Raw genomic sequence first — 12688 nt, 5'->3', positions numbered from 1 at the left:
AGTACATACTTATAGCAATAGCGTACAACATAAAGGTGAGTGACTATAGAAACCAACTCACCCCTATAATTAACTAAGTGTTATTCAGAAACTCTGTTTAGTATTATAATTTGCTTAGTAGCACCTGCCACAGAAACAAACTCCGTCATACCTTGAACGGCATAATACCCGCTCGGTAATGGGGCTCCGTCACTATAGAATCGGTCCGGTTGCTTTGTAACTGCTACTTGAATATATTCATAATCATTAGGGCTATGACCATAAATAACGTAGTCATCTATGATATTAACAACCTTATAGCTTTCCGTGTAATCTTGCTCGACAAGATAGGACTTTGCTTCGCTGATTGATGAATACCCGTCACTGAGCTTATAGATAAGAGAGGTAATTCCTTGGGATACCCCTTTATACCCAAGAGATTTTGCTCTCGATTGCTCCGCTGCATAAGCTTCTTTAGCTTTTCGCTGTTGTTCCTGCTGCTTTTTCTCTTCAGCTTTGCGCTTTAGACTATTTTCTTGATCAACTTTTTCCTTCAGCGCTAGATATTTTGGTTCAAATACCTGATTACAGCTCTCAATTTCCTGTTTCTTCCACGAAGAAACTCTACTATCCAACTGTTTTGCTTCTTCTAAATCTCTTTTATAACCATTATAGTAATCGGAAATTGAATCATAATTAGCATTAAATTTTTCGGGGTCATCAATCCACTTATTTGCATGCTCGCACTTCCATAAAGCTTGATTGATTTTCTCTTGCGCCTCTCCCCCAGGCATTCCTGCGCTTTCCTCTGCCAACTTATTATCTGTTATATTAATCACTCGCTTGCAATCGGACACTACCTCAGAAAATGATTTCCCTGTAACAAAACGCTTTAAATTGAAAGTCTTACCACCCTTTGACTCAAGCTTTTCCAGGTCACGCATAATCCAGCGCTTATGGTCGTTGAACTCCTTTAACTCCCAGTCAAATCTGACTTCAGGTCTTGGAAACTCTAAAGCAGGGATCTCCTTACAATTCTTAACTATGTTATTCATCAGCTCCGTAGTATCTTTATCTGATCCCTTTAAGTTTACTGAAAAGGGGGATACGGACAGCGATAATGCAACTACCAATATTTTCACATCTACTCCTTTATGTGCAAAAAATATCGCAAGCCGACCAAAACCTTATTCAATTAAGTGTTTTAATCTTAAGCTTTTTGAAATTTAAATTGCCCTTCCAATTTATACAAACTTATTGAGTTCTAACTCAATAAGTGTTTGCCATTCTTATAAATGGTTGCCGCACTATTCTATCAAATTTCAACACCTTGCACCAAGGGAAGCGTCTAGCATCAAAACTTACTTTGTATTATGCAAAAAAACAACGCTCTTTCTGGTACATTCGAACCAAAAAACTAGGCCGCTTACATTCAATGTCAACACATTAATTGCAGGGATATTGATATTCTCTTAAATACATACAAAATAGATATTCAGGAATAATTTTCATGTCAGAAGACGAGAGTATTATTTCTTACCCATAGTATATTTTTCGAAATTTACTTACTAAACATGTTTAGTAAGCTGAGCAACAAGAGGTCTAGAAATAATATTGTTAGAGATTTCCGAAGAGAAGTATAAGTCTTGCGTGGTAATCTTCAGGTTAACAGATATTAGCAGGAAGTAGTCCTAGGAACCTGCAGGGATACGGGCGACTCAGTACGAGCCCCCTATTTGCCTGGTGCTCGTTAGACTGCCGGATGAAAACCCAATCTTACCCCTCACCTTGCAGCAAAATATATATCCTATATTTGGCGGAAAAACAACAGACATAGCCTAATCCCTATACAGCCGCACGAAATTTGTCTGTTTTTTTCCTTGGCTATTTACAAGTTCAGAATCCGGGGATAAATTGCAACTGTTCACGATTATACCAACCCCTGCCACTCCAGCTTCGCTCATCTCTTCTATCCAGAAATGCCAATGGCAGTCAATAAGAAGGCGTGGCCAGCTGTTACCACGAGGTCCCTTTCCCGAATGAAACCAGAGTTCTTAGCGCATATCCTGGATAGCAAATTATTTATCACCATGTGCCTGATCTCAGTAGTGATGTTATTACGTGGCCTGCTCACGCTAGTAATAGCACGAAGTAGTTGGCAAAAAGCGGATAAGCGCCGCCGTATCAATACCGTACATAACCTTGGCAACTTGTTATTGGTAGTTGGCCTGATAGCAATTTGGGTAAGCGAACTCCGGGACTTTGCCCTATCCATTGCCGCTTTCTCTGTGGCAATTGTATTGGCACTGAGAGAGGGGGTGCAGTGCCTCGTTGGTGGTCTGTATCAGGCAAACATGCGCTCGTTTACTGTGGGAGACTGGATTAAAGTCGGCAATCAATTTGGTGAAGTCACCGATAGTGACTGGCTAAGCACCACCCTTTTGGAAATCGATCCGCACGGTTTGGGTAATGGCTATACAGGAACAACTCTGTATATCCCTAACAATGCCTTCTTTACCCAACCGGTAAAGAACCTGAACTTTATGCGCCGGTATATCGAGCATACCTTTTCGATTACCCGGGAAAGCAAAGGAATGAATCCATTTGAAGCCAAAAAGTTTATCTCTGAGCGACTTAAAGAACACTGCGAGTCCTTCCGTGAAGTTGCCGAACGCTACTGCAACCTGATCGAGAATCGCATGGGCGTTGAGCTGTCAGGGCCTGATGCAAAAGTCTGTATCACAACGAATGAACTCGGCCACGATGTAACCACGGTAACCGTATTTTGCCCCCGAGAGGAAGCCACCAATATCGAACAGCTGGTGACTGAAGACTTCTATAACTTTTGGTTCGAGAAAACTAAGGACGTGGAGTCCAAAGCTTAACGCAGTTGTATTAAAGGGTATCGGCGATTGAAGCCGCTAGCAGTTCTGCATTGCTGGCGGCTATTGTATGAATTTGCCGTTAACTTTCCCCATCGACCCGGAAGTTGGCAACCTCCCAGGCGCGCTCACGGATAACCCGCGCATTATCCTCTAGGTTGGAGGTGCCTGTAGGGTCTCCATCTATTGTGATATCCGGGTTGGACCACTGCTGAATTCTGGGGCCGCCTCGATCCGATGGACAATTGTAGGCCATCACACTCCTCCAAGTTGAAGGGGTGGTATTGCAGTAGCCGTGGCCATATTCAAACGGCTCCATATTCGAATCACTGTAGATAATATGTCGGGCTCCCAGCAGGTGGCCAATTTCATGGGCAAAGCTGAAGTACCCCGTTGCGCACCCCTCCCTTGCGAAAGCAAAGGCTGTTGATTCCGATGCATAGATCGTCTTAGCCAGTCCACATGATCCGCTGTACAAATCATTGCCGGTTAAAACAATCATTACATCTGCACTATACAAGTCTCTAAGTTCGTATAGTTCTTTAGTTTCTGGATATGCGTCATTCGAAAAGTACTCGCGGTCCACATAGAAGCTACCGCTTTCTGCATAGCTGGTTCTATAAGCGTGAACAATTTCTACCGAGGTATTGACTTCACTATTGGCAAATGAAACATTGGTTTCCTCTTCCAATAAATCCATGTAGGCGGGTACATCACCGGCGTCTGCCTCAAAGGCATCGGTATAAGCAACTATAACGGTTATTTTTCCACCAGAGTCAGTAGTCGCAATTCCTGAGGTTGTGTTTAGCGCACCAATCTTGGAAGTAAAATCCATCTCTTCGAAGTAGTTACTATCATGGTCGACAAGTGAATTGTCTGGAACCTCAGCGATTGTAACCGCACCGTTTCCGGCAGGTCTCACTTTGTAGAGCCTACCTTCAGATTGTATTGAGCCAACAATTCTACCGTTGTTCTCGGCTAAGGTGATAAACCCTTTTCCATCCTCAGAAAATGCAGATAGTGAAGCCCTACTTTTTGTTGAGCGAATATTTTGCAAGGTGAACCGTTGCTTGCCGAGCTCACTGGGAACCTCAAGGGTACTACCGGGCTTCAAGCTAAAAATCTTATTATTTAAACTTTTTTTAGTTTTATGTGAGATTATATTTGATCTACTTTCACTCATGGAAGATTCAAAAACAACATGCACATTTTCTTCTGAATGAGCGCCAAATGTAGAAAATAGCAACACGAAAGGCGCAAGAATTTTAAAGCTCTTCACAGACATACTCCCTGTATCTGCTTCTCGGGAAATCAATTTAGAAAGATTCGCACCAAAGATAAAAATAAATCTATTAATGCAGCCTTTAAAAGACTGAATAGAAATATTTATTGAAAACCACAGTGCGCGGCTACTCTATATGATTCTTAACTAAAAAAATATTCTTACGCCTACCAATAATTTAACTTCGCAAATTTTTGACAAGTTACTATCTGAAGAGCAGATAACTTTTTGGAAAATTAAATTCAAATGAAAGCTTAATCACAATCCTTTAAATGGAAACTGAAAATATTTTACTTAGCCACTCAATAAATGCCCTAACCCTGGGAGATAAAAAGCGATTCTGGGTGAACACAACCGATACCGGCTCGCTGGGCGGGCGAAAATTGGGCAATATTTCAACTAGATTTCCTGCATCCAACTCTTTTTCTACATGAAACTTTGGAAACTGAGCTAATCCGAGCCCCCGCTTAACGCCATCCAAGTAACTCTCTGTCCCAGTTACCGTCAATTGCGCCGGAACTTGCAACGTCTCTACCCTATCGCCAAGACAAAAAGAGAGCGGCGTAGACTTCCCAGTCGTTATAGAGCGAAGCGCTACAACACGGTGACCATTCAGTTGTTCCAAAGAGCTTGGGTGGCCGTAGTGTTCCAGGTATTGCGGCGATGCGCATGTAAGCCGTTCCAGCATGGTTAAACGCCTGGCAATCAGCTCACTATCTGCCAAGTGTCCATAGCGAATAGCACAGTCGACCCCTTCCTGGACTAAGTCCACCCATCGATCCCCCTCACTCATTACCAAAGAAATGTCAGGATACTGGGCAAAAAATTGGGGAAGTTGCGGCATAACAAAATGACGGGCAATAGTCCCTTGTACATCTACCCGCACCTCACCTCTTGGCAATAAACCTGTAAATGCCCCTTCTGCTTCCTCTACGTCCGCAAGTATTGAAATACAGCGCTGATAATACAGTTCCCCATCCAGTGTTGCCCTGACCTTGCGAGTCGATCGCTGCAACAACCTGACTCCCAACCGTTTCTCCAGCCGGTTGATGACCTGAGTCGATGTCGACCTCGGAATCCCAAGATCAGTAGAAGCGGCTGTAAAACTGCCCCGCTCCACAATCCGCACGTACAAGCGCATCGCATCCAGCTTATCCATATCGCCCTATTGTTTGTTTATTTGGAACAATGGATTCCATTTTAGCTGGATTATTTACATGAATAACACGAATAGTATGGGAATACAGCCAAATCAGGGAGCTGCAATGGCAGCTCCAGTAATCACTACGGAGATCATTATGGAGAAAGTGGCACTGGTAACAGGAGCTTCCCGTGGGATAGGCGCGGCGATCGCCTCTCGCCTGGCAAAGGATGGCTTTACCATTCTGGTGAACTTTGAAAGTAATATTTCAGCTGCCGAAAAGTTGGTAAACCGCATTGAAGCCGAGGGTGGCAAGGCGGTTACTGCCCAAGCCGATATCAGTGATCAACAGGCGGTTTCGCGCCTATTCAACTCGGCAGAAGTCACCTTTGGCAGAATCAATAGTGTCATCAATAATGCGGGCATTATGAAGCTAGCCCCTCTGGCAGAATGTGAAGAAGATGATTTCGATCGTCAGGTAGCTGTAAATCTTAAGGGCACCTTCAATGTCATGCGTGAAGCCACCGAAAGGCTTCAAGAAGGCGGCCGCATTATCAACTTATCCTCGAGTGTCGTCGACTTGTGTATGCCGAATTACAGCGTATATGCGGCGACCAAGGCAGCTGTTGAAGCTCTGACCCAGGTAGTCGCCAAGGAAATGCGGGGGAGAGATATCACTGTGAATGCCGTCGCCCCAGGGCCCACCGCTACCGAGCTATTCCTGTCGGGGAAGACCGATGAAATGGTGAATACTCTTGCCAAAATGTCACCACTTGAGCGCTTGGGCAGGCCTGAAGATATTGCAAATACCATTGCCTTTTTAGTCAGTGAGCAAGGTGGCTGGATCAATGGACAGGTCATACGAGCCAATGGTGGACTTGTCTAGCCTCACAAGCAATCACCCTCCTATTTAACATTCCCCAGCTAAGCGTTATGCGAGCTGGGATGATTTAGGACTAAAAGCCAATGACCGCTCAATCACCGGTACTATGGGGTAAATACATCAGGGACACCCTTATCGCTGCGACCGTAGCCAGTGCAGCAGCATTTACTTGCTATATGCTAGAACTTCCTCCCTGGGCTATGTTTGTTGGATGGGTTGCTTTCTTTACCCAACCAAATTCTGCCTCAAGTGCAATCTCCAGCGGGGTTTGTATTGCTCTAGGGATATTGATGGGAATGACAGCAGCTATAGTCAATACCCTTTTGCAGCCAGTGGTAGGCGGCATTGCCTTTGCAGTTACAGTTTTCTCCGTTGCATTTTTGGTGGTATCGCTAAGAGGACTGCCACTTGTAGGTAATATCATTGCCTGGTTTTTAGGGTTAATCACTTTCTTTGCGGCCCATCCAGCCAATGCTCTTTCTGGAGTGATTGGGCTGACAATAGTGACCGCTCTAGGCATCCTCGCTGGCTATTGCTGCTCCTACCTACAATCTATTACTGGAGAAGGTAACGCTACTTGATAGTCAGGGAGTCTAGGCATTATTCAGTAATACCCTAGAGGCCTTAAGAGGCTCCCTGATCTTAAGCTGGTAATCCCGACTTATGTTCAAAACTATATAAATTGAGCGCTAAGTCGTATCCCCCCTCTCTCAATTCACACCGCAGATATCCAGTATCTTATTCATTAGATCATTATTTCTACTGCTTAAAATACGCGATACGGTATAGTGGTTTTTATTTTTCAAAAGTATATATTCGCACGGGCTTTTCGTTTGCTGTAGCTTCCCACAGTATCTTTTTGACTGATCAATAAATTCCGCAGTCTCATCATCACCTACTGCAACAATCGCTTTGGTGAAACATCTAATATCGCCAAAAATGGGACTCAAATTAGTAACGTCATCTTCTGATAAACGTAGAGACTCATTGAGATAAGATTGCCTCATCTTTGTTAAGTCATAGAGCCCGCTTAACATAATAGCGCCGCTAATTGAGCTACGGACTTCAGGTGTCCACTCAAATTCTAAAATTTTAGCCACAAGGAATGCCCCAACAGAGTGACCACAGATCACTATATTACTGGGGTTGCCATTCCAGCGATCGATATTTTTATATATCCATAAGAATGCCTTTATATTTTGCTCAATAATTTCTTTAACACTGACGGCGGGCGCCAAATCATAGTTGACCAAAGCAACTGTACACCCGGCCTCTACAAAGGGCTTGGCAATATACCGGTATTGCTTTTTATCTAGCGCCCGGAAGTACCCTCCGTGGATGAATACAAATACCGGTGCATTGGGGGATTTAGCAGGAAATATATCTACTTTCTCACCGGAGCTATCTCCATAGCTGATATCCAGCGAGTTTCTTAGGGTTTGTGTAGCCAAATAGCTTTGTAGCCCATTGATTAGCAGATGGACTCTACCAAATGGGTGCCGCTTACGCAGATTAAACTGATCATCATACTCACTCATTTACTCTGTCAACTCCGCAATTACCGGCTTAAACTGCCTATTTTACACCAAAGGAACTCTCTAGAGTCTGAAGAACCTCTAAGCAAGTTCGTGACTCCCCTGGCTTACGGGGCAATTCATGCTGAGGCGAGGCTTATCTTTCAGGAGGCAGGTTTATGGGGTACTCCTCGAAACACTAAGGATGGACATTGAAACCTCTTTCGGACCGATGCCCTTATATGAGCTAGGCCAGCTTAATGAACGCGTAAGTCTACTATTAGCAGTTCGAAGAATAAGTATATTTCGTACAAAGGCTATTCAACAAAGAAGGAACCCTGTAATAATTAAGACCTACAGAGTATTTAACAAACAAATATCTGCCAAATATATTAACAAGCCAGATATTGCGCACAGAAATTATAAGGCCATCTCGCTTTTATTAAGCCAAATAAAGAAAATGTAATTTAGTCAGGTTTTCTGATCTATATATAACGCCTATAGTTAAACTTTTAGTTTTATCCTACAAATTTTGAACTACAGATCCGCAGAGGACCAAAAGAATGTTAAAGCGTTTAACCGTGTCTATTCTAAGCCTCATTATACTGTGCGTCGTACCCTTCGTATCATCTCAAGAAAACCCAAAACCTTTTGTTTTCACTGCCATTCCAGACCAGGACCCGGAGCGCTTGCAAAAACGCTTTGGCAAAGTTGCACAGTATTTGTCCGACGCGCTTGGGGTTGAAGTTACATACTTACCAGTCAAATCCTATAGCGATACGGTTAAAGCCTTTAAAAATAACAAAGTTCAATTGGCCTGGTTCGGCGGATTTACTGGAGTACAAGCCCGTATTGCGGAGCCTGGCGCCAAGGCCATTGCCCAGGGAGAAGGAGATCAAAATTTCACCTCCTATTTTATTGCGAATAAAAGTACTGGACTCACTCCTTCAAAAGAGTTCCCCCGTGGTATTGAAGGTATGACATTTACTTTTGGCTCAGAGCACTCCACTTCTGGACGTCTAATGCCGGAATACTTTATTCGAAAAGCGTTTGGTAAGCCCCCTGCCGAGGTGTTCAGCCGTGTGGGCTTTGGAGGTGACCACTCCAATACCCTGGATCTTGTGCAATCTGGGAAGTATCAGGTTGGCGCCCTAAATCACAAGGTGTGGGAAAATGAAAAGAAAGCCGGCAAAGTGGATGAAAGCAAGGTGCAAGTAATCTGGAAAACCCCAGGATACCCAGATTACAACTGGACAATTCGTGGGGATGTCGATGAAACCTGGGGCAACGGCTTCTTAGACAAGGTCCAGCAGGCGATTTTGAATATGCGGGACCCTAAACTACTTGCCGCATTTCCCCGCAAAGGGTTTATCAAAGCCGACAACTCAATGTACCAGCCAATCGTCGAGACCGCTCACGAAATTGGCTTGTTGAATAATGAGTAAGCGAGCTGTTGGCCCTGCCGACCGACCTGGTTCTTACTTAAGAACTCTCCGGGGAAGACAGATCCTGCAAACGCTCCCTGATAATAGTTGCCAATCTCAGTGCGCCGGGGCCGATATCATCCCGGTTAGGAAAGATCAGATACATAGGGACCTCTCTTTTACCTCCTCCTTCAAGGGGCAACGGTTTAAGACTTCCCTCAATAAGCTCATTAAGAATTTTATCTTCCGGTAACCAAGAGAAACCGTACCCCTGACAGGCGGCTCTGATCAAAGAAGACATGCTGCTTAGCGTCCATCGCTTAGCGACGTCAACCGTAAGCGTTTTACTTCCGCGCTGGGGGTTAGTATCCCGAACCACCAAATGCCGGTGATTACGGAGATCTTTCATTGTCAACGGGCGATCCAACTTATGTAGGGGATGGCTGGGGTGCGCCACGGGAACAAGCCGGGCAGGAGCCGGTAGTAACTCACCGTTGTAGCCCTGGGGGATTCTAGGACTGATCGCAAAATCGACCCGCCCTTCATTTAAAGCCTCCAAAGCACCACTGATCACCATTTCATGGACTTCAATACGGGTCTGGGGGCTCTCTTCACCAAATAGCGCAAGGCAGTCCAGTAGCAACCATATTGGGAATAGCACCTCTACAGAAATCGCAATCTGGGACTCCCACCCAGCAGACGCCCGGCCAGCGGCCTGCTCTATTGCAGAGGCATCCTCCAGCAATTGCTTTGCATGCCGGTAAAGCATCTCACCTGCGGGAGTCAGAATCGCCTTGCGCCCACTAATAGTGAAAACCGCTACAGCCAGTAGTGATTCCAACTTCTGCACTGAATAGCTTACCGAGGACTGACTCTTGTGCAGAAGCTCGGCGGCCTTTGCATACCCTCCCCCTTCAACTACCGCTATCAAGCAACGCCACTGCTCAAGAGTGATCTTTGGGTTTGCTAATTGTGTCAATTGTTGGCTCATGATCGAATTTTTAGATAGAAATAAGCAAATAATTCTAATTTTTAATCAATTTAATGAATGTTTCAATAGCTTCATACAAAGTTAGTTACGAGGAAGCAGTCATGGCAAAGGTACTCAACATTAAGTCCAGCCTCTTTCAAGAGAACGGCCAGTCATCTCAACTTACGGACAATTTCATAGCGAGCTGGAAGGCTAATAACCCGGATGATGAAATCATCCATCGTGACTTGGTATCCGAGCCTGTACCTCATCTGAGCCTGGAGCACTTTCAAGCCCACAACACGCCAGCTGATAGCCGTTCAAACAAGCAAAGTGAAATTGCAGAACTTTCGGACAAGCTGATAGAGGAGATATCATCGGCAGATCTGCTGGTGCTAGGTATCCCGATGTATAACTTCAACGTCCCGTCTAATTTGCACACCTACTTCGACTTTATTGCACGTGCCGGGGTAACATTCCGATATACCGAAAACGGCCCTGAGGGCTTATTAAGGAACAAAAAAGCCGTCGTTTTAATTTCACGAGGTGGTGTTTATGGTGATGATCATCCCCAAAGTAATTATCTTCGACAGTTCCTTGGGTTTATTGGCATTACTGATGTGGAGTTTGTCTATGCTGAAGGCTTGGCAATGGGAGATGAAGCAAAGGAGAAGGCGTTGGCCACGGCAAAAGAGCGTATTGCTGAGCTAGTGTGAAACGTGACTTGGGGGGGCAGATTCCCCCCCCCTCTGCCTCAATCAGAAAAAATAGCCCGCTACGTTGTTAAAGCTGAACATAGCAAGTCAGTATCAACTTTCACCAGCTTGACTCATCAACGAAAGGCAGATCTCTTTCTTTTTTTATAGTGCCAATTCTCTCCTTCATTTCGGTATAGCTAGATATCTCTTCTAGGGCATTCTCCTCGGCGTGACCGGCTTTTTGCTCCACCGTGCCGGTTAGAACCTGGCTCCCTTCCTCAATTTTAGAAAGCTTCAAATTTTCCATAAAGCTCCAAAGGGGGGATTTGGCGAGCTTCCCAGATTTCCTGGTATGAGAGTGATACCACCCATCTAAACCGAACTGATCATCGTTGTAGGCGACGTGAAGGAAATGTTTGGTTGACAAGCAGGTATAAAGATCAATTTTTCCATAATCGTCATATCCAACTTTGTACCAAGTCCTCTCATTAATCTTGAACCCTTGAGTATTATCACCTTTCGAGTGGGGAATGAGCATACCAAGAATAAACTGCTTGAATTGGTCCCCATCAGGAAGATAGTGGATTCGAAGCATAGCTGGATCACATAACTGAATCACTCGTACATCAAAGAAAACGGTCCCAATAGTTAAAGCGCAATCCTCCCCAAACTTGACGCTGCATTGAGCCATAATCTGATGAAAATTAAACCATACGTATGAACTTTCATCCTCCCACCGAGCCTCATCACCATTAAACCTCGGGTAACTTTCATCATCTTGTATAGGCGTAGTATAAGGGGCACCACCATTGCCCGCTTGAGCTTGTAGATTCCTTTTTCCAGAAAATGAGAGATGCCAATCACCTAGGTCGTAGTGGTGCACCGGCGCTCTATCAAATGGCAGCCAATGGATATCATCAACTTGCAATATAATTGGGAGATCTAAATCTAGTAAGTCCGCACTATCCACCCCTCTTGGCCACTCTTCTTCAATCCTGGCGGTATCGTTCTGTAGAGTGCTGGCTTCTACTTGTAAACTTTCATCGGCACTAGAGAGTTCCAAACATTGCATAAAACTCCACAAGGGAAGTTTACTTACTTGCAAAGCTTTTTTACTAGGCATATGGTACGGTGGCCAGAATTGGTTAACTATATATGCAACATGAAGAAGATGCTTATCTGACAGGGGGGTGTACAAGTTAAAACAGCAATTTAAGTTTCGATTCCCATCAATAATTTCATACCAATTCCGCCCATTGATTTCGTGCTCTTGGATTTCATCCATGTTACCCGCACTAAAGCAACCTAGATGCCCCATACTCAGTAGCAGGTCTTGCTTGTCACTATGCTGCTTGAAAATATACGATTTCAACTGGCTATGATCAGAAATATCGATCGTTCCAGGCTTGGCCGGTTTTCGTATCTGGATTACTCGGATATCCAGGGCAATAGTTCCTATCGTCCAAGCTTCATTCCATTCAGGTCCTAAACTAGCAATCGCCGCAATAGGATGAAGCCTAAACCAAATATAAGGACTCTCATCATCCCATTGAGGCTCCGTATCATTGAACTTTGAATAACTTTCTTCACTGTGAATAGGAGTATAACGTGAGGTATATCTAGAGTTCTCACCAGGTTGCGCTCTCGATTCTCCATAAAATGATAAATGCCAGCCACCTAAATCATACTGATATTTCTCTGAGGAACTAAATGGACAGCAATATATGTCATCTATCTGCTCAATGATCGGGAATCTTAAGTCCAGAGAATTTACATCAAACATATTCAGTTCCAGCAAGTTCTAAATTCGCTTAACCCTGCTTACACAAGTAGAGTCTCTATCACTATCTCAAATAGATTTTTTATTATAACTTTTTATTCAGCAGAACCTATCTATCGAGAAAGCATCAATAGG

At 44.3% G+C, this 12688-nt stretch carries 11 protein-coding genes; 5 read left to right on the top strand and 6 right to left on the bottom strand.

Going from position 1 to position 12688, the window contains the following annotated elements:
* Positions 1-80: 80 nt before the first annotated feature.
* Complete coding sequence (locus ACG1BZ_RS11465) at positions 81-1121, bottom strand: cell envelope integrity protein TolA (protein WP_413665756.1); 1041 nt, start codon at positions 1119-1121, stop codon at positions 81-83.
* A gap of 897 nt (positions 1122-2018) precedes the next feature.
* Here ACG1BZ_RS11465 and ACG1BZ_RS11460 point away from each other — a divergent pair.
* Positions 2019-2864 (top strand): mechanosensitive ion channel family protein, encoded by an 846-nt coding sequence (locus ACG1BZ_RS11460; RefSeq protein ID WP_413665755.1) that lies wholly within the window; start codon positions 2019-2021, stop codon positions 2862-2864.
* 79 nt (positions 2865-2943) lie between these two features.
* On the opposite strand, the gene ACG1BZ_RS11455 is transcribed toward ACG1BZ_RS11460, so the two are convergent.
* Together ACG1BZ_RS11455 and ACG1BZ_RS11450 are read right to left on the bottom strand one after the other, a co-directional pair.
* Positions 2944-3975, bottom strand: a complete 1032-nt coding sequence (locus ACG1BZ_RS11455) for a M12 family metallo-peptidase (RefSeq protein WP_413665754.1) — start codon at positions 3973-3975, stop codon at positions 2944-2946.
* A gap of 436 nt (positions 3976-4411) precedes the next feature.
* Positions 4412-5302, bottom strand: coding sequence for a LysR family transcriptional regulator (locus ACG1BZ_RS11450; protein ID WP_413665753.1), 891 nt, complete (start codon positions 5300-5302; stop codon positions 4412-4414).
* Between the two features lie 58 nt (positions 5303-5360).
* Here ACG1BZ_RS11450 and ACG1BZ_RS11445 point away from each other — a divergent pair, with 58 nt between their 5' ends.
* Together ACG1BZ_RS11445 and ACG1BZ_RS11440 are read left to right on the top strand one after the other, a co-directional pair.
* A complete protein-coding gene (locus ACG1BZ_RS11445) occupies positions 5361-6170 on the top strand; it encodes an SDR family oxidoreductase (RefSeq protein ID WP_413665752.1) in 810 nt (269 codons plus the stop codon).
* An 80-nt stretch (positions 6171-6250) separates the two neighbouring features.
* The gene (locus ACG1BZ_RS11440; protein ID WP_413665751.1) at positions 6251-6748 is read left to right on the top strand and encodes a DUF1097 domain-containing protein; all 498 of its coding nucleotides are present in this window, start codon (positions 6251-6253) and stop codon (positions 6746-6748) included.
* Between the two features lie 129 nt (positions 6749-6877).
* On the opposite strand, the gene ACG1BZ_RS11435 is transcribed toward ACG1BZ_RS11440, so the two are convergent.
* Positions 6878-7618 (bottom strand): alpha/beta hydrolase, encoded by a 741-nt coding sequence (locus tag ACG1BZ_RS11435; protein ID WP_413665750.1) that lies wholly within the window; start codon positions 7616-7618, stop codon positions 6878-6880.
* Between the two features lie 626 nt (positions 7619-8244).
* Between ACG1BZ_RS11435 and ACG1BZ_RS11430 the strand changes: the two genes are divergently transcribed.
* Positions 8245-9126 (top strand): putative selenate ABC transporter substrate-binding protein, encoded by an 882-nt coding sequence (locus ACG1BZ_RS11430; RefSeq protein WP_413665749.1) that lies wholly within the window; start codon positions 8245-8247, stop codon positions 9124-9126.
* A 37-nt stretch (positions 9127-9163) separates the two neighbouring features.
* On the opposite strand, the gene ACG1BZ_RS11425 is transcribed toward ACG1BZ_RS11430, so the two are convergent.
* Positions 9164-10084 (bottom strand): LysR family transcriptional regulator, encoded by a 921-nt coding sequence (locus ACG1BZ_RS11425; RefSeq protein WP_413665748.1) that lies wholly within the window; start codon positions 10082-10084, stop codon positions 9164-9166.
* Between the two features lie 113 nt (positions 10085-10197).
* Here ACG1BZ_RS11425 and ACG1BZ_RS11420 point away from each other — a divergent pair, with 113 nt between their 5' ends.
* Positions 10198-10791 (top strand): FMN-dependent NADH-azoreductase, encoded by a 594-nt coding sequence (locus ACG1BZ_RS11420; protein WP_413665747.1) that lies wholly within the window; start codon positions 10198-10200, stop codon positions 10789-10791.
* A gap of 100 nt (positions 10792-10891) precedes the next feature.
* Here the strand turns inward: ACG1BZ_RS11420 and ACG1BZ_RS11415 are convergent, their stop codons facing one another.
* Entirely contained in the window at positions 10892-12556 is a 1665-nt protein-coding gene (locus ACG1BZ_RS11415; protein ID WP_413665746.1) for a hypothetical protein, read from the bottom strand.
* Positions 12557-12688 lie beyond the last annotated feature (132 nt).

Origin of the sequence: Microbulbifer sp. CNSA002, assembly GCF_047324085.1 — a bacterium.
Taxonomy (GTDB): domain Bacteria; phylum Pseudomonadota; class Gammaproteobacteria; order Pseudomonadales; family Cellvibrionaceae; genus Microbulbifer.
This window is presented reverse-complemented; position numbering and strand designations above follow the sequence as displayed.